The following is a 25,149-nucleotide window of genomic DNA, read 5'->3' as shown; positions in this document are numbered from 1 at the left end:
GAATCAACTGATTAGAAATTAGAGGGATTCAGAGTAAAACGAAGAATCTAATTTTCAGACATAAGACACAAGACAATAGACAAAAGAAATTTCTGGCGGGCTAATGCCGGGAATTTAAAGTTTTGAAATTAGAGGGATTCAGAGTACAACGAAGAATCTAATTTTCAGACATAAGACACAAGACAATAGACAAAAGAAATTTCTGGCGGGCTAATGCCGGGAATTTAAAGTTTTGAAAGTAGAGGGATTCAGAGTACAACGAAGAATCTGTTTTATATTTTTTTATGGATAGGGGTCATTTCGAAATCGTAAGATGAGAAAACTATTTTATATGGATAATTACCAATAAAAGGATCTGTTGAAAAATATTCCACCCACTGCAAGGGGTTTTATTTTGTCTAATATTTCGGTTAAACCATCATATTGAGGTCTATCCGAATTAGGTTGGATCTTTCATAACCTATATTTTTATTTTATAAACATTAATGATTGCATTGGCGAACAGTTCCTTGACCAAAGGTCAAGGATGACAGGGTCGTTAGGTATGGGGAAGTCAAACCCCATCCTGGGGTCTTCCCAAATCTTGGCCGATCCTCTCATCCCGTACCCTGAGCTGCGTCGAAGGGCATCCTGGTTCAAATCCAGATCTTGGTCTATCCTCCCATCCTCGTTGGGTGAGCGGCGTCGAACCCCATCCTGGTTCAAATCCCAGATCTTGGCCCATCCTCTCATCCTCGTTGGGTGAGCGGCGTCGAACCCCAATCCTGGTTCAAATTCCAATCCTTACCCACAAGAAGATCTACTGTCTTATGTCTACTGTCTTATGTCTATCTCACTCATCCTTCAAACTATTGACAGGATTGATCCTTCCAATCCTAAGAGCATGATAACAAATGGTGCAGAAAGCAATAAACAGGCTTATACCACCAGCTGCTAAAAACACCCATGGCTTAATATCAATTCTATAGCTAAAATCTTTCAACCAATTGTTCATTGCCCACCATGCAATTGGTGAAGCGATGATAATGGCAATAAAAACCAGTTTTATAAAATCTGTAGAAAGCAATTTGATAATTCCTGGAAGGCTTGCACCTAATACTTTTCGGATACCGATTTCTTTTGTCCGCTGTTGAGTGACAAATGCTGCCAAGCCAAACAATCCCAAGCAGGCAATAAAAATGGCGAACAGGGCGAAGGTTGAAACGATCGCTTGAGTGCGTTGAACGTCAGCATAGAGATTCTCAAATCCTTCATCTAAGAAAGTATATTGAATTTTCTGATTTGGAGAGAAACTGTTCCAAACTTTATTGATTTCAGCAAGGGTCTGTTCGAGGTTATTCGTATTAAGCTTGATGGAAATCATATTAGGACTACCACCTATCATCAATGCCAATGGTTTTACCGCCTCGCCTTTCATATCGCCAAAAATAAAATCTTCAACCACCCCGATGATGGTAAAGGTTGCGAAATTCCGGATCTTGGCTCCGATGGGATTGGTTATGCCGAGTTCCCTAACCATGCTTTGGTTGACGACGACTGCTGTTGAGTCGGTTGGCATCTCCATATTAAAATTCCTGCCTTCAATCAGTTTGATACCAAATGTCTTTAGGTAATCTACATCGACCAACCAATTTTGCCCGCCAATTCCTACATCCTCATTCTGCCTGCCATCGATCCAATAGGCATTGCCATTCCGTCTTACCCCATCCATCATGACCGGTAAATAATCACCAACCGAAACCGAGGAAACAGTCGAAATACCTTTCAGTTCCTCTTTCATCGCTTTTTGATTTCCATCCAAAGTTCCTGTCCCGCGTAAAACCAAGACCTGTTCCTTATTAAAACCTAAATCTTTGTGGAGAATATATTTTACCTGTTGATTGATGATTAATGTTCCTATGATCAGGATTATTGATGTAGAAAATTGAAAGACCACCAATCCATTTCTAAACCAGTTGTTCCCAGATTTTAGATTGAGTTTTCCTTTGAGAACGGCAATTGGTTTAAAGGAAGAAAGATATAGGGCAGGATAAACACCCGAAATGATGCCTATAAAACATCCAAAGAATAAGAGTGAAGGGATATAAACTAAATTCTTCCATGGGAAAGTCAAAGATTTGCCAGCTATGCCATTAAAATAAGGCAATAAAAGATAAGCAAGGGCGATGGCAATCAATATCGAAATTAGGGAATATAATAACGATTCAGTAATAAACTGCCAAATCAGTGAACTGCGGTCAGAACCAATCGTTTTTCTTACACCAACCTCCTTAGCACGCGTATTTGCATTGGCAGTGGAAAGATTGATGAAATTGATGATGGCAATAATCAATATTAAAGCTGCTATTCCGGCAAAGATGTAGACCAATTGGGCATCACCTCGATTCTGGTTTTCAATCTTATTATTTTGGATCCCTTTTGAATGCAAGTGAATATCTTTCAACGGCTGTAAGGTCATTTTCGCAGACTTCCATATTTCTTCATTGACCGCCATTCCGGCCTGTACTACGGCAGGTCGATAATGATCATCAATATAGGATCTGGTTAGTTTTTTCTCTAGTTGAGTAATATCAGTTCCATCCTTTACTTTGAAATAGGTCGAATAATTGGAGGCTAACCAGTTCTGTTTCTCCCCAGGGTAAGGTTCATGACTACTTAAGGTCATAAAGAAATCAAAGCCGTAAAAGTTCGAGTTGGTTGGGATATCATCGATTACAGCGGTTATGCTATAGCCCTTGGATTTATCATTATTTAGATAAATAATTTTTCCAATAGGATCCCCTTTAAATAACTTCTCAGCCTTACTTTTGGTAATGACAATCGTATTGGGATTATCCAAAGCATGATTTAAGGTGCCAAAAACCGTTTCCATCGGAAACATGTCCATTATGCCTTGATCGACAAAACAAAACCCTTCCTCGCTAAACAGTTCCGGATTTTCATTCGTAGCAACCTGATTACTGCCTGCACCAAAAAGCGGATTCGATAATACACGACCAAAAGCAGTAATTTCAGGGAACTCCTCCTTCAATTCAGGCCCAGCTGGAGCCGGCATAGAAACGCCCTTCTGTACCACATTATCCCTTGTAATTACTCCTACAACCCTGAATATCTGATTAGAGTCCTTATAGAATTTATCATAACTCAATTCATGCTGTATATAAAGCACAATCAATAAGCAAATAGCCATGCTAAATGCAAATCCCCCAATCTTGATTATGGAATAAAACCTCTGATTCTTGAGGTTCCTCCAAGCGATTTTTATATTGTTTTGAAACATTTTTTTCTTAGTATTTAGTAGCTAGTATTTAGTATTAAGACTCGCATGTATCAATTATATTTACGTTTTAGAAATTTTAAGTTCAGTTTTATAGACTCCATTGGTCTAAATACTAAATACTTAATACTAAATACTTTAAAAAGAATTACTCATCCCTCAAGCTATCCACAATATTCGCATTCGCGGCTCTAAAGGCTTGCCAAGCGATGGTAGACCAAGCTATGATAACGGCTAGACCTGCTGCTAGGGCAAACATCCACCATTGGATATTGATGCGGTAGGCATAGGTCTGTAACCAGTTATTCATAATCCACCATGCTAATGGTGCTGCCATTAAAAAGGCGATGAGGACTAATCTTATAAAGTCTTTAGAAAGGAGTATAATGATACTGGATACCGAAGACCCTAAGACCTTACGGATACCAATCTCCTTCACCCTTGTATTAATAGTTAATAAAGCTAGAGCGAATAACCCTAGGCAAGAAATAACAATGGCTATACTCGTTCCGCTGATGACAATTTTTGAAAATGTCCTCTCCGATTGATACAGGTTCTGCGTGTTCTCATCGAGATAAGAAGGGTCAACCTTAGCCTTTGGATTTACCTTTTTCCATATCGCATTTACCTTATCCAAAGTTTCAGCAAGCTGTTGCGTTTCGACACGGACAAAGATATATTCCACAGTGAAAACATTTGGATTCACTGAAATGGTTAAGGGTTCGACTTGGGCCCTAAGATCTTGGAAATTGAAATCATCCATGATCCCAATCACGATACTTTTACCGTTCAGGTCTATTTCCTTTCCCAATACTTTGTCCGCACCACCAAATTGTGCCGCCATCTGTTTGTTGATAACTACAGCATTCGTATCGGTACCGAAGGAACGGTCAAAATCCCTACCTCCCAATAATTTGATGCCTAATGTATTTAGGTAATCATAATCTACACGCATGAAATTGGTTTGGATCTCTTTGTTTTCATGTTCAAAACCGAAAATGCTCCTTTGCAAAGTGCCATCACGCCCCTTGCCAATATTAACATCCGCTGCAGTGACATTCTTTACCCAGGTTTGCTGGCTTAACTCAGCACGCATCCTTTGCACCATATCTTCTTTATTGACTCCAGCACCAATTGGAATACTGATGACTTCAGTTTTATTAAATCCTAATGGCTTATTCGAGATATAGTTCAATTGGGTGCTGATTACAATGGTGGCAATGATCAATATAATGGCGATCACAAATTGCAATACCGTTAATGAACTTCTGAGGCTTGATGTTTTTATTTTATTGGATCCCTTTAGGGATTGGATAATATTTGTCCGTGCTGCTTTAAAGGCCGGTAATCCTCCAGCAAGAAGAGAAATTAGAAGAAATGCCACTAGGAAGATAACGAGGTTCTTGATATTAAATAGATCCGTTATTTTCAATTGGTAATTCATATTAGCATTGAACTGCGGTAAAACCAAATAGGCGATGAGCAAACCTACCAACAATGAAATAATACATAAGATAAAAGACTCCAATGTCAACTGCTTTACAATGTCCCAGGTCGTTCCGCCTAATGTCTTGCGAGTGCCAATTTCCCTATTTCTACTGATAGCATTAGCTAAGGAGAGATTGATGAAATTGGACGATGCAATAAACATAATTAAGCCCGAGATCAACAATAATATCCAAGGATAATTGGATGATAAAGAGGCTGAAGGACCAAAATCATTTAAGTGTACTTTGGCTAACGGCAATAAGTGGAAACTGAAATAACTGCCATTAACATCTGCTTTTCCGCCATCACGTTTCAACCGGTCTATATCATTTTTAAAGAATTGTTCTGTAAATGCTTTGGTTTCCTTGCCGAAAGTCGCATCGTTGACTTCAGCTTTCATTTTTACATAAACCTCATGGTCTGAGTTGTCCCAGACTTGCGTCTGTTCAAGGTAACCAGGTCTGTTTTCAAATCTATAGAGCGAATTAAAACGAAGGCTCGAATTGCTAGGAATATCTTTCAGGACTGCGCCAATGGTAGCCGCCTTCCAAACCCCATTTAAATTAACCTCAATCTGTTTTCCAACTACATCTGTGTTGTCAAACAGATTCTTTGCCATATTCTCCGTCAAGACCATATTGTCGAGCCCAGAAAGGACATTCTTATTACCTGATATAAAAGGAAAATCGAAAATCTTGAAAAAATCTTCATCCACAAATCTATTGGTTGAAGTAAATTCTTTATCACCATTTTTCAGTACCAATTTACTATTGGCATAGCGTGTAATACCTTCAATACTCGGAATATCCTTTTTCAACTGTGGCGCTAAAGGTGAAGGCATCGAAGAATCCTCCCTTTTACCAGTTTCCGGTTCTGAACTTTTATAAAGAAGCGCGATTCTTTCCCCATTAGGATGGAAATTATCATACGACAACTCAAACATTGCTGTCAAAAACAAAACCGTTGATGCTGCAATGGCAATAGCCAATCCTATGATGTGAATAGCACTTAAGGATTTGGTCTTTAATATCGATCTCCAAGCTGTTTTAAGCATTTTAGTAGTATTGAGATTTGAGTGTTGAAATATGGTAAAGCAAATTCCATATCAATTTTTTTCGTATTAAACAGCAATTCAATTCATTTGCCATAAATGTAATACATTGATTATCTGTTATTTGTATATATACTTAAAGATTGATATGTTCATTATCGGACGATTTGTTGTTCGCAAATGAACGTAATGGATTTGAACCAGGATGAATGGGATGGGAGGATAGACCAAGATCTGGATTTGAACCAGGATGGAAAGGATAAGAGGATGGGCCAAGATGTGGATTTGAACCAGGATGGAAAGGATGGGAGGATGGGGCAAGATATGGATTTGAACCAGGATTTCTAATTTCTTATTGCAGCACCTTGTAGGGGTGAAATTATTTTAGCAATGATTTTTCAGCTGTACTACCCCTTTAGGGGTTAAATAGGTATTAGGTCAATAAACTACCGGTATCCAGAATTGAACCCCTATAGGGGTAATTCTTCAATTCCATCATTTTCTAAAATAATTAAACCCCTAATGGGGCTTTCCAAGGTGTTAAAAAAATAATGCGCATACCACCCTGTAGGGGTGAAATTATTTTAGCAATGATTTTTCAGATGCACTACCCCTTTAGGGGTTAAATTGGCAATTGAACGATAAAATATCAATATTCAAAAGTTAACCCCTTTTGTGTCCTTCCAATTCTGAACGATCAGTGAAGAATCTGTATGGATCCCCTCCAAACGACTTGTCATCCTTGACCGAAGGTCAAGGAACTGTTCGCCAATGCTATCATTAATGTTAATAAAATAATAATATAAACAATGAAAGATCCAAGCTAATTCGGATAGACCTCAATATGAAGGTTTAACTGAAAAATAAGACAAAATAAAACCCCCAGCTGGGGGTGGAATCTTTGTAGAAAATGATGTGTTATTTAGGAAACCCCTAGCGGGGATGAAATATTTTTCTATACCCTTTTTGTGTCATCCTGATGGCTCCGCCGAAGGATCTCGGAACTATCCAAACTTCATTTGAAATAGTTTCCTCATCTTACGATTACGGAATGACAACGATCCTTAAAAAAATAAAGAAATAGATTCTTCGCTTTGCTCTGAATCCCTCTCAGGGCAATTTTAATTCTGAAAGAATAGTGAAGAATCGGTACGATAATGCCTTTCAACTTACTCTTATCCTTGACTGAAGGTCATGGAACTGTTCGCCAATACATATATTAAGAGATATTTAATCTATTAACTCACCACAATAACCCCCTAGAAAGATCTGATGTCTTTGGTCTTAAGTCTTAAACCCTTTCCACTCTCTCAAATCTCATATCTCACATCTCATGTCCATTCAAGGGCAAAACCCTTGAATTACTCATCCCTCAAGCTATCCACAGGATTTGCTTTGGCGGCGAAGTAGGTCCTTGAGGTCAGCACCAGTGTAGCCACTGCCGAAAGACCAATTCCTGCGATGACAAAAATCCACCATGAAAGTTCGGTCTTATAGACAAAATCGTTCAGCCATTCATGCATAAAATACCAGGCAATGGGAAATGCGATAACAGAAGCGATAATAACAAGAAGCATTAGGTTTTTCAATAGTAAGAATATTATCTGGCTGATCGATGCCCCTAGAACTTTACGGATGCCGATTTCTTTTACACGCTGGTTGGTGATGAATACAGCCAAACCAAACAATCCCAATGAAGCAATGCTGATGGAAAGCCATACAGCCCAACTCAACAGCTTTGATAGGTTCTGTTCGGTTTTATAGAAATTGGCAATAATATCATCGACGAATTTATAGTCAAATGTTTCCTCAGGGTAGAGGCTTTTAAACTTGCTTTCGATTTTACTAATCGCGTTTTTCCAAGTTTCTGGGTGGTTTTTATCCAAAGCCACATGCATCATATAACCCGAATTGCTGCTCCAGTACATCGTAGGCCTTACGGCTTCGCGGGCAGAAGAAATATTAAAATCCTTCATTACCCCAACAATGGTTGTTTGGCCATTATTGAATGTTTTGCCAATGGCGTCCTCAGGGTTTTTTAGACCAAGAAGTTCCAACATCTTGACATTGATAATACTTTCCGAAACAGAGTCAAGGACTCGGACGTTTCTACCAGTTATTAGTGGAATATTATAAACCTTAATAAAGTTCTCATCGCCGTTTCTAGCATCGAAAGTGACCATTTTCTTGTCCGAAGTATTTTGATCATACGCCATTCCTGAGCTCATGTAACCATTGAATGCCGGCGATTGATTGCCAAAACTAACCGCATTTACTTCAGCTAAATTTTCCAATTCAGTCTTTAGGACCTTTCCGTTTTGTTCACGGTCGAAATTTGGAACAAAAAAGGTCACTACAGCATCCTTATTGAAACCCATATCCATATTAACAGCATAATGGATCTGCTTGGATACCACCAAAACGGCAATCAAAAAGACTTGCGCCAAAACAAATTGGAAAATGGTCAATCCTTTTCTTACCCAGGCGCTTCTACTCAGATTACTGTTTTTTGTGGCTTGGTTTTTCAAGGCCATAATAGGAGAGCATCCCGTTAGGACCCAAGCCGGATAAAAACCCGCAATACAGGTAATAACCAGCAGTTGAAGAACCAAAAATCCTATGATTTCCAAAACTGGAATGGACGAAACGGTAAATCCTTTAGGAAGAAATCCTGCGAAGGCCTGAGTCAGGATAGGAATTAATATTACGGATAATATCGTAGCAAATCCTGCAACTAAAAATGTCTCCAATAGAAATTGTTTAACCAGATTTGACTTCTTTCCACCCAATGTTTTCCTGATTCCAATCTCTTTAGCACGCTCTGTAGATTGAGCCGTAGAGAGATTGATGAAATTAATAGCTCCTAAAGTCAGTAGGAAGACCGCTAACAAGATTAAGTTTCTTAAGGTGGATTCTTTTACAGCATTGTAATTGAATTTAATGTTAAAATGGACATCCTTTAAAGGTTGAAGGATAAAATTATCCTTCCATTCATAATCATTTTGCTCTTTGTTCTTACTTAAGATCCCAGCAATTACCTTTTCAATATTTTTAGGCGAAGTTCCAGGTTTTAATAAGAGAATACACTGATTGCCACCATTATAATTACTCCATTGATCCCAAGATTTTATCACTTTCAAGGAAGCATTGTTTTCAACCGTAGAAACTGAAATTATTCCATCATACTTGAAATCAGAATTCTCTTTCATATCAGCTACGACAGCTCCAACAGTCAATTGTATGCTATCAGCAAATAAGATATTTTTCCCTACCACATCACTAGCATTAGCCTTTGGGAATAGAATCTCGGCCTTACTTTGGGTAAGAACAATAGTATTAGGCTCTTTTAGGGAGTTGATATCTCCCGCTAAAGAAGCATGTGGAAATATGCTGAAGTATTTTTCATTGCTAAAGGTCAAACCTTCTTCATTTGGAAATACCTTTTCTTCCTGACCAGCTTCCTTTTCGATTTTCAACTTTGCAGTCCCTAATTCCAAATTCGGTACAACTGCCTCCACACCCGTCAATTCTGTTTGCATGGCCCGTATCAATGGAACCAATACCGCGTCGCCTTTATAACCTCCATCACTTACAACCTTATATACACGGTCTCCATGTGGCAAATGCTTGTCAAAACTAAAGTCATAGCGCACCATCAAAAAAATGATCAGGGTCGCACAGATCCCAATGGCCAAACTGATTACACTAATAGAGGTTACCAGTAAATTTTTCTTTAAAAATCTCCAAGCCGTTTTAAAATGATTTCTTAACATTTTGGTCAATATTTAATTTAATGTCTTCTTTTAACTCCTTAGTAGCCCGCCTGAAATTTCTTTTGTCTATTGTCTTGTGTCTTATGTCTATCCTACTCATCCCTCAAGCTATCCACCGGATTGGCAAGTGCAGCTTTTATAGATTGGAAACTAATAGTTGCCAGAGAAATAAAGATGGCTGCAGCTCCAGCGATCACAAAATAGTACCATTCAATATGGATGCGGTATTCAAAATCCTGAAGCCAGTTGTTCATTGCCCACCAAGCAATTGGTGAAGCAATTAAGATGGATATTAACACCAGTTTGATAAAATCCATGGATAGGAGAGAAGTGATCTGAGGAACCGAAGCACCTAAAACCTTTCTTACGGCAATTTCCTTCATTCTAGTTTCCGCCATATAGGCAATCAAGGCAAGAAGCCCCAAACAGGAAATAAAGATGGTCAAGCCAGCAAAGAGCATGGCAACCGTCCCTACAGCTTGCGTTTCATTGAATTTACTCTCAAACAACTTATCAATAAAATGATAGGAGAAGGGATATTCTGGATTGTATTTTTTAAATATGCCTTCAATGGTTTTTAAGTTGTCACTAGTTGAATGCGCTGGATTAAGACGATAATGAATGACGTCAAACCAAGCATGAGGTCCTAAAATAATGGTTGGTTTACTGTTGTCAAATGGGGAGTCCATGATAAAATCTTTGATTACTCCAACTACAGTCCATTTTCCTCCTACTCCCTCAATAATACTTCCAATAGGATTTTCCAATTTCAAAGCTTTAACGGCAGATTCATCCAATATGATTGCTGAACTGTCCGTCGGAAACTTATATATGTCAATATCTCTACCAGAAACTAAGCTAAACCCAATGTTTTTAATGGCATCAGCATCCGAACTAAACCAGAGATAATTTATTCTTTTGTCCTCTTCAGAAGAAGCGTTCGAAATTATTCCTTGGCCTGATGAATAATAATCTGTAATTGGAGACATGTTCTTGGAAACAGAAATTACTGCTTGACTTGACAATAACTCATTCCTTATATTCAGATAATTTTTAGCAATATTTCCTTCTATTTCAGTGTATAACAAACCATTGGCTTGGTATCCCTGGTCACGCTCCTTACTATATTGAATCTGGTTTGTAACTACCACTGTCGCAATAATTAATATTATGGCGAATGAAAACTGAATGACAACTAAAACAGAACGAATATTTACACCTTTTTTACTGGCGTTAAATTTTCCCTTCAAGGTGCTGATGGGTTTAAATGCCGATAAGAAAAAAGCAGGATATGCTCCAGCCAATATTCCAGTTAATAACGCAAAGGCAATTAAAAAGAACCAAGTATTTACAGTAAAATAGCCAATACTAAGATTTTTTGAAACGAGTTCATTGAAATAGGGCAATGCAATGAAAATAATGATAATAGAAAGTACTAAGGCAAAGAAGCTTATCAAAATACTTTCAGTTAAGAATTGGAATACAAGAGTTTTCTTGTTAGCTCCAATCACTTTTCTGACACCAACTTCTTTGGCTCTTCGTTCTGACTTTGCTGTGCTTAAATTCATGAAATTTATGCAGGCAACTAATAATATAAAACCACCAACCCAAGCAAAAAGCTTAACCAAATCTATCCGACCTGATTCATAATTCCTCCCTTGCCATTATTATATAAGTAATAGTCCTGAAAAGGGAAGGCAAATAATTCGACTGTACTCTTAGAACCACTCCGAATCATATCTTTATCGGCATTGATGTGATTTCTTGTGAAAGGTTTTATTTTTTCATTAAAACTAGCTAACGAAATTCCTTCTTTCAATAAGATGAAAGTCTTAATAGAATTATTACCCCAGTTTTCATCATAAAAACCTATATTTTTTCCATATTCCCAAGAAATTAAACCTTCAAAATCAAAACTTGAATTACTTGGATTGTCTTGAATTACAGCTTGAACTTTTACTTGGTTGACAGAATCTATTTTGATAATCTTTCCAATGGGATTTTCTGAGCCAAATAGAGCTTTTGCTTTTTTCTCTGTTAGTACGATTGAATTCGGGTCTTTTAATAAACCAGTTTTATCACCTGAAATAAAGGAGAAACTGAACATTTCAAATAAACCAGAATCCACAAAAGCTAATTGCGATTTTAATTTTTTGTCCTGGTAAGTGGTTAAAAATAAGTGAAAATTACTATATCTTGAAAAAGATTCAATATCCGGAAATTCTTCCTTTATTGAGGGGCCAAGGATCTTTGGTGTGGCAGGCCAAGCATGTTTTGAACCTTGGTTTTCATCCCTGTTGCTCATGATATACAAGCGATCACTTTTCTCATGGTAGCGGTCCATGGTCAGCATATTCTGCAACCAAAGCAAAATCATTAATGCACCAGCCATCCCAATCGCCAATCCGATGATATTTATTGCCGTAAATCCCTTATTCCTTAAAAGATTCCTCCACGCTATTTTGATATAGTTCTTAAGCATTACTTTCTTATTTAATGGTTAGCAATAGATTCACTGGCTCCCCGAAGAATCCCTCTACTTTCTAATCCGTTAATTCCCAACAATAGTCCGCCAGAAAGTTCTGTTGTCTTATGTCTATGGTCTGTTGTCTACAGCCATGCAGCCTTTCCACTCTCTCATATCTCAAATCTCAAATCTCACATCTCAAATCTCACATCTATTCAAAGGCAAAGCCCTTGAATTACTCATCCCTCAAGCTATCCACAGGATTTGCAATCGCTGCTTTAATCGACTGATAACTCACCGTCAATATTGTAATCAATAAAGCCAATACGGCTGTAAATGCAAAGATTTCCCAGCTGATATTGATTCTATAAGTATAGGAATTGAGGTATTTATTCATTGCCCAGTAGGCGATTGGAAAAGCAATTAAACAGGCGATTCCAATCAATAAAATAAATTCTTTGGAAAGCAATCTGGTGACAGAAAACACAGAGGCACCTAAAACTTTGCGAACACCAATTTCTTTCGTTCTACTTTCAGCCATATAGGCTGCCAAACCAAATAAACCTAAACAAGAGATAATGATGGTTAAGCCTGCAAAAAGAGCTGCCAGTTTTCCGGTTTTTTGAGTTTCCTTAAATTTCATGGCATAGGCCTCGTCTACAAATTTGTAGTCAAAAGGAAAATCAGGATTGTATTTTTTGAAGATAGCCTCTGCTTTTTTCAGGGCATCTGTTGTTGTCAAGGTTGGATTGAAGCGGATATGGATATTGTTCATCCAGCCACTAGCTCCTTCAATAACCAATGGTTTGACAGGTTCAAATGGAGACTCTTGGATGAAATCTTTAATCACGCCGATGATATGGAATTTCCTTCCTCCATCATCGAAAATTTTGCCGATGGGGTCTTGGAAGCCCATGACTTTTGCTCCGGATTCATTGATAATGGCAGCCATCGAATCGGTCGGGAATTTGGTCAGATCAAAATCGCGACCTGCTATTAGGGTAAAGCCCATGGTTTCAACAACTCTATCATCACCTGTTTGGCGATTGAAATCGATAATGCTATTGGGGTCTTTTCCTTCCCAAGTGAAGCCATTCCAGCCGCTCCAACGTTCTGTTAATGGAGACATTAATCGACTAACTGATTGGGCCACATTTTGGTCTAATAGTTCCTGCTTGATCAGTTGCACATTCTTAGTGATCTCACCGACCTCTGGAACATAGATCAGGTTTTCTTTTTCAAATCCAAAGTCGCGATCCTGGGCATGTTTGATTTGCTTTTGGATCACTACGGTACTCACGATCAATATCAAGGCTATACTAAATTGGGTAACAACAAGTACTTTCCTGGGGTTGATTTTTTGCTGTATGCTGTGCAAACGTCCCTTTAACACCTTGACCGGATTAAAGGAAGACAGAAAGAATGCAGGGTAAATGCCGGCTAGAAAGCCAGTGAACAAAACAAAACCAACAAATAGGATCCAAAACCTGAAATCCTGAAATGGCATCTTGAATTTCATGCCCACCAAATCATTAAAGGCCGGTAGAACCAAGATGACAAGTATAAAGGCAATCAGACCTGAAAAACAAGCCAGTAATAATGATTCTGAAAGAAATTGAAACACCAAACTCTTTTTTTGCGCTCCAACTACCTTTCGGATTCCAACCTCCTTCGCCCTCTTTTCACTTTGGGCTGTACTGAGGTTCATAAAGTTTATACAGGCAATCAACAGGATTAAAGCAGCGATAAGGGTAAATGTTTTCACCATTTCTATCCTTCCACCAATTACTTTTCCGTTCTCGTATTTATTGTAAAGGTATCTATCAGCAAAGGCGGTCAGAAAACTGACTGTCTTTACATCGGAGTGCCTTGGAATCAAGTCTTTGATTTGTTCTTGGATTTTAGGAAGATGCTTTTTATCATTTATTTCTACGTATAGATCCACGGAACTATTTCCCCATTGGCTATCTGAAAACCCTAGTTTTTCCATTAAGGTCCAAGGAACATAATATTCATATCCTTGGAATATAGAATTGGATTCTGTTTCCTTTATGACTCCAGTAACTGCTAGCACATTGGTACTATCCAGTCTGATCGTTTTCCCCATTACATCTGTAGTTCCAAACAGATTGTTGGCAAGTTTCTCAGATAAAACAATGCTATTCGGGGCTTTTAATAAGGTGTTTCTATTCCCACTCAATAAGGGTAATTCAAACATGTTCAAAAAGGCGGAATCTACAAATCCACCGATTCCAGCCGGAACCTTTTTATCTCCAACTGTAAATAAAAACCCTCTGGTTCCACTCATTCTGGAGACATTGACTATTTCTGGGACTTCTTCCTTCAAAACTGCTGCCATTGGTTTTGGAGTAGAAAACCAAGTTGCGGAATCCTGATCTGTTGCTTCTTTAGAACCAACAGTATAGAGATTTTCGATTTTTGGGAAATTCTTGTTGAATCCAAATTGAAAATTGACCCATAATAAAATCAGCATGGCTGCTGCCATACCAATGGCTAATCCAACAATATTAATTGCCGTAAAACCCCGGTTCTTCTTAAGATTACGAAAGGCTATCTTGAAATAGTTTTTTAGCATATCAGATCAGGTAATTGATTTGTTTAATGAACTGCGGAAGGTTTGAAGCCTTACGCAAGACAACAATTACCTTATTTCCACTTGCAAGTGGTTTTATTCTTATAATGGTTTCCTTTTTGCATAATCTGCTCAGTTCCATTTCCGAACGTTCGATTCCAGCAACGACTTGCTTCTTAATTGAAAACTCTTTCGTCTCAGCAGCATACCAAACCCCATCTGCAGGGATGTTTTTATTAAATCCATATTGCAGGTTTAACATCAACAAAACCATCAAGCTTGATAGGCAACAGATGCCCCAAACTGAGTTTTTTCCCTTTAATCCTTTAACCTTCTTCAGAAGCGTAAAGGTTATATTTAAATATTGACTTTGCATGGCCTTTGATTAGTGATAAGGTTATGAAACCATAATTTTTTCAATCCATAAATCAATATCCAATTCATTTGCCAAAAATGTAAATAATTCATTATCAATTGATTGTTAATTATTCAAGTATGTTAGTTGTCCGTTATCGGACGGTTGTTTGTTCGGTAATGGACGGCTTACAATAGTATTTAGTAGAGAGTATTTAGTATTAAGACCTTGAACCGAGATTGGGTAGTATATTATCGCTTGAAAGTCCCCCATACTGTAGGCCTAGATGAATTTATGGTTGATAGGCAATTCGCCAATAATCTTGGTTTATCCTCCAATCCCATTAATCCTGGTTCATGCCCAGATCTTGGTCCATCCTCCCATCCCATCCATCCTGGTTCAAATCCCCCAAAAATCCTTTCACAAAAAAAGCCGGCCTTTTGGCCGGCTGTTATATCAAAAGTTTAACAAAGTCTAAATACTAAATACTTTCTACTAAATACTACCCTTACAATGCCGTCGTAGTTTCCAATATCACTTGACCATCCAGCATTCGGATCACACGGTCTGAAAATTTTGCATCATGCTCTGAGTGGGTAACCATAACGATTGTTGTTCCGCTTTCGTTGAGTTCGGTCAACAACTGCATGACTTCATTACCATTGCTGGAGTCTAAGTTACCAGTGGGCTCATCGGCAAGGATCAGTTTGGGATTATTGACTACTGCGCGGGCAACGGCCACACGCTGTTGCTGACCACCGGAAAGCTGTTGTGGAAAGTGATTACGACGGTGCATAATCTGTACTTTCTCCAGTACCTCTTCCACGCGTTTCTTACGTTCTGCAGGAGGGACATTGGTGTAGACCAATGGAAGTTCCACGTTTTCAAAAACGGTCAATTCATCGATCAGGTTGAAACTTTGGAAGACAAATCCAATATTGTGCTTACGCAAATCCGAGCGTTTGTTTTCCTTGAAGTGTGCTACTTCAATATTGTTGAAAAGATAACTACCTTCATCTAAATCATCCAAAAGACCGATTATGTTCAAAAGGGTAGACTTTCCACATCCCGAAGGTCCCATCACTGCAACAAATTCACCTTCCTTAACATGGATATTCACATTGTTCAAGGCAACGGTCTCTACCTCCTCGGTACGGTAGAATTTTTGAAGATTGGTTATTTTTATCATGAGTTTCTTTGTTTAAAATAAATAAATTTCAGTTTTATAATAGGTTAATGTTATTCGTTCCTCAATGTTTTCGTAGGGTTGCTCGTTGCTGCCCGCAAGGCTTGGGTACTGATGGTAAATAAGGCTATTACTAAGGCTAGACCTGCAACCATCAGGAAGATCATCCAAGGCATATCCATGTGATAATTGTATCCCTTTAGCCAATCTTGCATAAACCACCAAGCGATTGGATAGGCTATCAAACATGAAATCCCAACTAAAATAATAAATTCAGTATTCAACATTCTTACCAAGCGTCCTACAGATGCACCCAATACTTTACGGATACTGACTTCACGAGCTCTTTGTTCTGCTGAAAATGCCGCTAATCCCAATAATCCTAGGCAGGAAATAATGATGGCCAAAATAGAGAATAGACTAGCCAATTTTTGCAGCATCATTTCTGAAGAAAAATAGTTGTTAAAATCATCATCCAAAAAGCTGTAATTGAATGGGAATTCTGGGTTATACTTCTTCACGATCCCTTCAATTTCTTTCAGCACCTTTGGAAAGTCCACCCCCGGTTTCGTTTTGATATTTAATATTCCTGCTTCTACGCCATAGGCTTGTCCTAAGGCTAAAGGTGCCAATACCAAAGGCTCTGCTTCATCATAAATACTGTTGTAGACATAATTTTTTACAACACCTGCCACAGTTAATGCTTCCCCTTGAAACTTGATCAACTTCCCAGCTACCATGCCATCTGGTTGAATCAGTTTCGCCATGCTTTCATTGATCAAAACCGAACTGCTATCGCCTAATAGGTTAGGTCTGAACGTTCTCCCATCCATGATTTTCATGCTCAAGGCATCTACGAAATCCTCATCTACAAAGGAAAAGCCAATCAAGATCGAAGACTTTGGATCTTTACCATCCCATTCGAATGAGGAGGTATTGGAACCGACCTGTAAAACACTTCCGCGGCTCAAACCTACCGCCTCCACATTACCGGTGGCTTTCAATTCCTGTTTGATTACAGGGATGTGTTTGGACATATCCCCTAAAATATTCGTCATGATAACCTGGCTTCGGTCAAAACCTAAGTCCCGGTTCTTGGCAAACTGGATCTGTAGGTATATAACAGAGGTACATATCATTAAGATAATGGCAGCTGTAAATTGGGTAATGACCAATCCTTTTCGGATAAGATTGCTGCTTCCGGCTTTTCTCTTGCCACCCTTCAATGTGGTCAATGGATCAAAAGAAGAAAGGAAAAAGGCTGGATAACTTCCGGATATAATTCCAACCACTAAAATAATGGCGCTAATAAATCCAATTTGCTGCCAATTGCCAAAATCAATCGCAAGCTCTTTGTTGACCATGGTATTAAATGTCGGTAGACCTAATTTGACCATTCCGATTGCCAAAATGCCGGCAACAAATGCGAAAACAATGGATTCTCCCAAGAATTGCATGATTAAGGAGCCTTTCTTGGCACCAACAATCTTACGCATGCTAACTTCTTTTGCTCTTTTCTCAGACCTTGCAGTCGAGAGGTTCATGAAATTGATACAGGCAATTAATAAGACCAACCAAGCGATAGAAGTAAATAATCGAACGTTTTTTATTCTTCCATCCTTTTCAATGCCTTGTTCAAATCGATCGTACATGCGCCATCTTTCCATCGGGTAAAGGAAATTCTCCGAATTGGCTTCTTTATCATTGTTGATCTCGGCTATGTAATTCTTAACCTTCGCATTCACTGCATTTAGATCTGCATTTGGCTCTAATTGAACAATGGTCTGAATGCTGTTGTTTCCCCAAAAATCATATCCTAATTCTTTATTGGCTTCCATGATTTTGAAATTCAGGAGCCAATCATATCGAAAGTTCGTATTTTTTGGAAAATCCTTGGTGACAGCTGATACGGTATAAACTTGATTGTTGTCGAACTTTATCGTCTTTCCAACAGGGTTATCATCATTGAAGAAGCGTTTGGCGGTGGATTCACTCAAAATTATGCTGCTTGGGTTATCTAAGGCTGTCTTTGCGTTTCCTGCCAAGAATTCCGGATTGAGGATACTGAGGATTTCTGGATCCACATAATTTCCAGATTGATAGATATGTTTATCCCCAACTGTAAATAGTTTAGTAGTTCCCCAGTCAATCCTGCCTGAATTGAGAATCCCTGGGATATCCTTTTTTAGGGCTTTGGCAAATGGACCTGGTGTAGCGCCAAATACATTGATGTTTCCATCATAAGTCTGCTTTGACTTCGCTACATAGATGTCCTTTTTATTGCTGAAATAATCATTGTAGGAGAGCTCGTCTTGAACCCAAAGAAAAATCAATGCTGTTACTGTTATTCCCAATGCTAAACCAAAAATATTCAAAAAGCTGTACCCCTTGGTTTTCCATAGGTTTCTAAAGGCAGATTTAATAAAATTTTTGATCATAATCTATTTTTGGTTGCTTTTGTCTTTATGTCGAATTACTGTGAGGCTTTCCTAGCCATCACAGCGCTTCGACATGCCTTTATTTATTATTTATTCATTTGGATTTTTATCTTCAATAACCGTCGACCTCGAATTAGCAGATCAATGACGACTGTTAATAGGCAAACATGTTATTGCTTTATATTTAATTCCTGTATTTTATCATAAGTCTCATAACTCGAAACCACCACTTTATCCCCTGGTTTCAATCCATTTAACACTTCATAATATTCAGGATTCTGCCTTCCTAATTGTAAATCAGTACGGTAAGCTGTTTTTCCATCCTTATCCAGTTTGAATATCCAGTTTCCAGCGGTCTGTTGGTAGAACCCTCCCTTAGCTAATAATATCGCCTTGGTTTCATCGCTTAAGGCTAAGCGGATGGTTAAGGTCTGACCTCGGCGTATGCCTTCCGGCCTTTCACCGATAAATTCCATATCCACTTGGAACCTTCCGTCTTTGACTTGCGTGTACACTTTTTTGATCCTGAGCTCATATGTTTTATTACCTATGCTGAATTGTCCCTTCAGGTCGGGGAAGATGCGGTTGATATAGTGCTCATCAATTTCTGCACGGACCTTGAAGCCGGTCAATACATCGATCTGGCCTAGTCGTTCACCGGGGTTCTTGTTTTGTCCCACTTCTGCATCAAATGACGTCAATTGTCCGTCCACAGGAGCACGGAGGATCAAATCTCCAACTTTCTTGCGCATCAGATCCAATGCCTGTTGGGTACTTTGATATGTCTTGCGATCTTGATTCAATTTTTGGTTGTTGGAAATTTCATCCTGTTTCAAGATCTGCTTGGTCAATTCTACCCTTTCCTTTTGGTAGTTATATTCGTTCAGCGATTTCTGATATTCCTGAGAACCGATTGCTTTCTCTTCCAAAAGTTTTTTGTTCAATTCATATATACGTTTAGATTCCTTGTAGGCCTGCTCTACATCTGCCATTTGGTTCTTGTTGGAAATGGAAGCCTGTTGCGCATTGGTCTGCGCAATCTGGGCCTGGGTCAAAAGGTTCAAGACCTGCGTTTCATTCTGAACCAAACTCAACTCCATATCTGTATTGGAAAGTCGCATAATGGGATCCCCTTTATGTAAATGCGCCCCATCTTCTACATATTTTTCTTCAACGCGACCACCAACGGAAGCATCTAGATAGATACTGCTGATAGGAAGTACGGTACCATTTATAGGAATGAATTCTTGAAATGTATCTTCTTTAACTTCAAAGATGGAAATACGCTCTGCATCCACATTCAACTTGCTGTTTCCACTGGTATAATAATAACTTGCACCGATCAGCGCAACAATACCGGCAATTCCAGCTACAGTTAGGATCCTTTTGCTATTCCACTTCTTTTGTTCAATTGGTCTGTCCATGTAATTCTATGTTCAAATTTGCAATATGCATATACAAGGTTGTGCCAAAGTTTTAAAGCGATGTAAATCAATGTTTTAAATAAAATATACTGGATTTGACTGTTCGAAAGCGAACAGTAATTGTGCGATGCTGAACAATAAAAAAGCAGGCTAATTAATGCTAGGACTGATTTGGGATTTCAAGCACTTAATTAAAAAGCTTGAAAAAGTTTGGGGCTTAGTTTTCTACTGCAGATTATTCTTCAATTAATTGGTTTCATTCGACCCTTGTTCGAGGCAGCTTCGAGAAAAAATTGAACTTCATGCAGTGCATTTTGCGAAAATTCCGAATGTGTCCCGAATAAGGTCAAGTTATAACCTACTTTGGAACTCTACTTTTTGTAAAATTTGATTGAAGTGTTGAAGTTCTTCATTAAAACGAGTTTATTGTTTGGTTTCAGTGTTCATAAGCGAACACTTTCATGTTCGGCTTCGAACAGCTAATGCTTTCTTTAATTATTAATTTACTGATAAACAAGGTTTTAATTATTTGGCACAGCCTGTGGAATGCAGTGGGAAATAAGTTTTTAGATGAAAAGAAATTATCTATATGTAATCATATTTGTTTGTTGTTTAGTTAGCACGGCAAAAGGACAGAGTAGCTCTCTGTCCTTGGCCGATTGCATTCAGCAAGCGATACAGAATAATCCTACCCTTAAAAGAAATGAATTGGTTATCGATCGTGCAGATCTGCAGTACAAACAGGCCAAGTATGACCGTTTGCCATCATTGAATGCCAATATCGGTCATGACATTTCTCAAGGTAGGTCCATCGATCCGACTACCAATCAATATATAGATCAGAACAATAGCTCAGGGCGACAGTCCCTGAGCTTAAATGTTCCCATCTTTAATGGTTTCTATATTATCCATAATATCCGAATGCGATCCAATGCGCTTGATGCTGGCAAACTGGAATATGAAGGCTTTGTCAATGAACTGAAATTGGACGTTATTGAAGCTTATGTCAAGGTGTTGACCGCGCAAGACATGTTGATCCAGACTGAAGGGCAATTGGCAGTGACCAAAGAGCAATTAAATAGGAATGAGATCTTGAATAGGGAAGGTGCTACCAATCCGGGAGACCTATATGATATCAAAGGCCAATATAGCAGTGACCTGAATACAGTTGAATTAACTAAACAAACCTTGAACAATGCCCGGGTGGAACTGGCTGGTTTGATGAATGTAGATGTCAATACACTAGGAACTTTAGAGGAAATCGATATTCCAACTGAGATTCAGGCCAAAAGTTCAGAGGAATTATTTCAGCAATCCTTAAATATCCTGCCTCAGTATAAGGCCTTGGATTGGAGGATCAAAGAAATGGAAGAAGGCATCAAGGTGGCAAAATCTAATTATTGGCCGAGTCTTTCTTTAAGCGGTGGAATGAGCTCCAATTACAGTAAAGAAGGTGGAGCAATCTTTAACCAGATCAAGAATAACCTGAGTAAAGGTGTGGGATTGACTTTGTCCATTCCAATCTTTAACCAGTTCAAGAATAGAACCCAGGTCCGTTTGGCCCAGGTGTCTTTGGATGATGCGAATTTTAGTAGGGATATCATGCGTAATGATCTACGCATGAAGACCGCCCAAGCGGTTTTCGATTTGAACATTACACAAAAGAATGTGCTGAATCTGCGTGACCAAGAAGTTAGCTATGCGGAGTCCTTTCGGATTGCCACGGTTCATTTTGAGGCAGGCAATAGCAACTCGGTTATTTATTTAACAGCGAAGAATAAATTAGATGCTACGCGCAGTCAATTGATCATCAGGCAATATGAATGGTTGATGCAAAAATATGTGAATGATTATTATGCAGGTTCTTTGAATTTATAATTAACTTAGCTTTAAATGAAAAAAGCGACCATTCTAGTTGTTGATGATGATCAAGATTTATTAACCGCCACACGAATATTATTAAGGCCTAACGTCAAAGAAGTACTGGTAGAACATAATCCGGAAAGGTTAATGAATATCCTGGAAAAGAATCCAGTTGATATTGTCATGCTGGATATGAACTACAAGAGTGCCATCAATACAGGCAATGAAGGTTTGTTCTGGTTGTCTAAGATCAAGACCCATTTTCCAAAAGTCAATGTGGTGATGATCACCGCTTACGGTGCGGTTGACCTTGCCGTGAAATCGTTGAAGCAGGGTGCTTCTGATTTTATTGTCAAACCTTGGCAGAATGAACAATTGCTCAATACCCTGACCAGTATTTACGAAGAAAACAAACCCAACCAAAAGGAAAAGCAGATCGTCAGTCCTCGTGAACATCATGGGATCATTGGGAATTCTTCCATTATGGAAGACCTGCAATTTAAGTTGGACAAAGTTTCCCCTACTGAGGCTAATATCTTGATCTTAGGGGAAAACGGTACAGGTAAGGATCTGATCGCGAATGCCATCCATCAACGTTCCTTACGGGCAAAAAAGGCATTTGTAAAGGTGGACGTGGGTTCCCTGACGGAAACCCTTTTTGAATCTGAACTTTTTGGATATAAGAAAGGAGCATTTACGGATGCTCGGGAGGATCGTAAAGGTCGCTTTGAACATGCGGATTCCGGAACTTTGTTTCTGGATGAAATTGGTAACATCAGTCTACAGCAACAGGCAAAATTGTTAAGTGTACTTCAGAACAGAGCGGTGGTTCCTTTAGGTTCCAGTCAAGCGATTCCAGTGGATATCCGATTGATCTCGGCTACGAATGTTCCCCTAAAAGTCCTGGCTGATGAGAGCCGGTTTAGGAAGGATTTGGTGTATCGGATCAATACCTTGGAAATCCAGGTTCCCGCATTAAGGGAACGTGTTGGTGATATCCCGCTTCTGGCTGAGCATTTTCTGAAATTCTATAACGAAAAGTATCATAAGAACATAGGTGGATTGGAAGCCGATGCCATTAATAAACTAAAAGGCTACCATTTCCCAGGGAATGTTCGCGAATTGCAATACAGTATAGAACGCGCTGTGATCATGTCCGATCAGCAGAGTATCCGTGCTGAAGACATCTTGTTCTCTCCCATTGAACAACAGTTGCCCGATAAACCGATTGTCGACGATTTCTCATCCCATAATTTGGAGGAAATGGAGCGAAAGGCAATTAAGTCTGCCATTGAGCGCTATAATGGAAATATCAGCAAGGCGGCCAAGGAATTGGGACTGACCCGTGCTGCACTATACCGTCGATTGGAAAAATATAATCTTTAATAATGACCAAACTGGCTATAGCAGATTTTTTTAAGATGCTGTTCCTTATGGCTTTGGCTGTAGGTATAGCATTTTTGATATTTAAGGGTTTTTATCTCTATGCCGGTTTAGGTTTTTTCTTTTTGTTGATCCTTTCCTACAGGATGTTCTCCAAACATCGATTTCTGTTGAGACAGATGGTTGAATTTTCGGAAGCGGTAAAATATCGTGATTTTACCAGGAGATTTGTGGTGAAAAGGGAGAAATCTGTTGAAGGACAGTTGTATGCTGCATTTAATCAGATCAACGATGTCTATAAGAATATCAGTATCGATCAGGCCCTGCAACATCAGTACCTGAATAAGGTGATCAATATGCTGGATACCGCCATCATCTTTTACCATGCGGAATCGGGGAAGGTAATCTGGTTGAATGAAGCTTTTAAGGACCTTTTTCAAGTTCCACATCTGGGGAATATTTCGGGGATGGAAAAACGACATCCTGAACTTTATATCAAGACCATGCAGTTGCAGGTCGGCAAGCATCAGATGGAAACTGCTCATTCCAGTAAAGGCAAGATCAAGCTATTGATGCAAAGCTCTGGCTTTGAAACACAGGATGGTTCCTTTCGCATTATCGTCTATCAGAATATCAACGAAGCCATTGACGAAACTGAAACTAGGGCATGGCATAAACTGTTGCGGGTATTGACCCATGAGATCATGAACTCCATCGGTCCGATCAGTTCCTTGGCGGAAACCTTACATGATCGTTTGGAGCATTGGGAAGGCGAGCAGGATATCGAAGACCTCAAGCTTGGGATTTTTACGATCAAGCGAAGAAGTGAAGGACTGTTGCAGTTTGCGAAAAGCTATAGACTGATCAATAAGGTTGACCAGCCTCAGTTTTCGGAAATCCAGGTCGTACAGCTTTTTGAAAACATTTATCAATTATTGGAGCCTACCCTGATCCAAAAGAACATAGATGTGGATATTATCATCAAAAATACCCGCATGATACTCCGGGCGGATGTGAACCTTTTGGAGCAGGTCATCATTAACCTGTTGTTGAATGCCATCGAAGCGGTGAAGGGCGAGGAAGAGCCCTATATCAGTTTGTCAGCGATTGAAACCAAGGACCATATCCAATTAAAGATCCAGGACAATGGGGCTGGGATGTCTCCCGAGATCCAGGAACAGATCTTTACGCCATTCTTTACGACCAAAAAGACAGGTACCGGAGTTGGCTTGACCCTCAGTAAACAGATCATGTTAATGCATGGTGGCAATATCTCTGTGGACAGCGTTGAAGGGGAGGGAAGTACATTTACCTTGCAATTCTAAAGCAATTTGTATTTTTGTGCCGCAATGCGGTATTACTTCGACTATATCTTTCATTTTTTGGTTTCCAATAGCAGACATGGTACACATTCTCCATTTGTGTATGCACTGACTGAAAAGGTAATCTATAATCCCAGCTATAAAGGCCAAAATTTTGTTGAATTTCCGGAAGGCTTCAATCCAAATTATTTTCCATTGTTAAAGAAGATATGGAGTTTTTGGGAGGTTAATACCTTGAGCAAAGACCTGCAGGATAAGGATGCACAATCCTATTGGATCGATGGGAAAGAGGACTCCGAAGTCATCTTGTCGTTAATTGATGCCGGGAAAATCATAGTTTTCCATGAACCTTATAAGCAAAAAAGGCAATGGAAAAAATTGATTGCCGATCAACGGGTGACCGTGTCCATCAATTTATTTCATTTTGGCATCCTATTGAAAAGGGAGGGTCAAAGAAAACAAGATTTTCTCTTACGATATCTATAACATCCTTCCTGAAAAAAGGCAAAGCAGTTTCCAGATTCGGTTA

15 protein-coding genes are annotated in these 25,149 nt (G+C 39.0%); 5 read left to right on the top strand and 10 right to left on the bottom strand.

Features of this window, described 5'->3' with window-relative positions; genetic code table 11:
• Positions 1-832: 832 nt before the first annotated feature.
• Both ACWICE_RS00945 and ACWICE_RS00940 read right to left on the bottom strand, forming a co-directional pair.
• On the bottom strand, positions 833-3,280 hold the full coding sequence (locus ACWICE_RS00945; RefSeq protein ID WP_454297439.1) for an ABC transporter permease: 2,448 nt from the start codon (positions 3,278-3,280) through the stop codon (positions 833-835).
• 145 nt (positions 3,281-3,425) lie between these two features.
• Positions 3,426-5,819 (bottom strand): ABC transporter permease, encoded by a 2,394-nt coding sequence (locus ACWICE_RS00940; RefSeq protein WP_454297438.1) that lies wholly within the window; start codon positions 5,817-5,819, stop codon positions 3,426-3,428.
• 186 nt (positions 5,820-6,005) lie between these two features.
• Here ACWICE_RS00940 and ACWICE_RS00935 point away from each other — a divergent pair, with 186 nt between their 5' ends.
• The gene (locus ACWICE_RS00935; RefSeq protein ID WP_454297437.1) at positions 6,006-6,164 is read left to right on the top strand and encodes a hypothetical protein; all 159 of its coding nucleotides are present in this window, start codon (positions 6,006-6,008) and stop codon (positions 6,162-6,164) included.
• Positions 6,165-7,177: 1,013 nt separating this feature from the next.
• On the opposite strand, the gene ACWICE_RS00930 is transcribed toward ACWICE_RS00935, so the two are convergent.
• The 8 genes from ACWICE_RS00930 to ACWICE_RS00895 form a co-directional block, all read right to left on the bottom strand.
• Entirely contained in the window at positions 7,178-9,589 is a 2,412-nt protein-coding gene (locus tag ACWICE_RS00930; RefSeq protein WP_454297436.1) for an ABC transporter permease, read from the bottom strand.
• A gap of 92 nt (positions 9,590-9,681) precedes the next feature.
• A complete protein-coding gene (locus ACWICE_RS00925; protein ID WP_454297435.1) occupies positions 9,682-11,157 on the bottom strand; it encodes an ABC transporter permease in 1,476 nt (491 codons plus the stop codon).
• A 62-nt stretch (positions 11,158-11,219) separates the two neighbouring features.
• Positions 11,220-11,993: an ABC transporter permease gene (locus tag ACWICE_RS00920; protein WP_454297434.1), complete on the bottom strand. Its 774-nt coding sequence runs from the start codon at positions 11,991-11,993 to the stop codon at positions 11,220-11,222.
• Between the two features lie 298 nt (positions 11,994-12,291).
• The gene (locus tag ACWICE_RS00915) at positions 12,292-14,652 is read right to left on the bottom strand and encodes an ABC transporter permease (RefSeq protein ID WP_454297433.1); all 2,361 of its coding nucleotides are present in this window, start codon (positions 14,650-14,652) and stop codon (positions 12,292-12,294) included.
• Between the two features lies 1 nt (position 14,653).
• Entirely contained in the window at positions 14,654-15,025 is a 372-nt protein-coding gene (locus ACWICE_RS00910) for a hypothetical protein (RefSeq protein ID WP_454297432.1), read from the bottom strand.
• Between the two features lie 487 nt (positions 15,026-15,512).
• Positions 15,513-16,193: an ABC transporter ATP-binding protein gene (locus ACWICE_RS00905; protein WP_093098540.1), complete on the bottom strand. Its 681-nt coding sequence runs from the start codon at positions 16,191-16,193 to the stop codon at positions 15,513-15,515.
• Between the two features lie 50 nt (positions 16,194-16,243).
• On the bottom strand, positions 16,244-18,628 hold the full coding sequence (locus ACWICE_RS00900) for an ABC transporter permease (protein ID WP_454297431.1): 2,385 nt from the start codon (positions 18,626-18,628) through the stop codon (positions 16,244-16,246).
• A gap of 170 nt (positions 18,629-18,798) precedes the next feature.
• Positions 18,799-20,052, bottom strand: coding sequence for an efflux RND transporter periplasmic adaptor subunit (locus tag ACWICE_RS00895; RefSeq protein ID WP_185211048.1), 1,254 nt, complete (start codon positions 20,050-20,052; stop codon positions 18,799-18,801).
• A gap of 570 nt (positions 20,053-20,622) precedes the next feature.
• Here ACWICE_RS00895 and ACWICE_RS00890 point away from each other — a divergent pair.
• Genes ACWICE_RS00890 through ACWICE_RS00875 form a run of 4 tightly spaced genes read left to right on the top strand, consistent with a single transcriptional unit; the run spans position 20,623 to position 25,106 of the window.
• Positions 20,623-21,930 (top strand): TolC family protein, encoded by a 1,308-nt coding sequence (locus ACWICE_RS00890; RefSeq protein WP_185211046.1) that lies wholly within the window; start codon positions 20,623-20,625, stop codon positions 21,928-21,930.
• A 15-nt stretch (positions 21,931-21,945) separates the two neighbouring features.
• Positions 21,946-23,301: a sigma-54-dependent transcriptional regulator gene (locus tag ACWICE_RS00885; RefSeq protein ID WP_454297430.1), complete on the top strand. Its 1,356-nt coding sequence runs from the start codon at positions 21,946-21,948 to the stop codon at positions 23,299-23,301.
• Between the two features lie 2 nt (positions 23,302-23,303).
• Positions 23,304-24,623 (top strand): sensor histidine kinase, encoded by a 1,320-nt coding sequence (locus ACWICE_RS00880; RefSeq protein WP_185215999.1) that lies wholly within the window; start codon positions 23,304-23,306, stop codon positions 24,621-24,623.
• 24 nt (positions 24,624-24,647) lie between these two features.
• Positions 24,648-25,106 carry a hypothetical protein gene (locus ACWICE_RS00875; RefSeq protein WP_313260321.1) on the top strand — a complete coding sequence of 153 codons (459 nt, stop codon included), beginning with the start codon at positions 24,648-24,650 and terminating at the stop codon, positions 25,104-25,106.
• The last annotated feature ends 43 nt before the right edge of the window (positions 25,107-25,149 follow it).

The sequence above is a fragment of the Sphingobacterium sp. NPDC055346 genome (assembly GCF_053645235.1).
The sequence above is the reverse complement of the archived record's forward strand: the minus strand, read 5'-3'. Positions and strand labels throughout refer to the sequence as shown.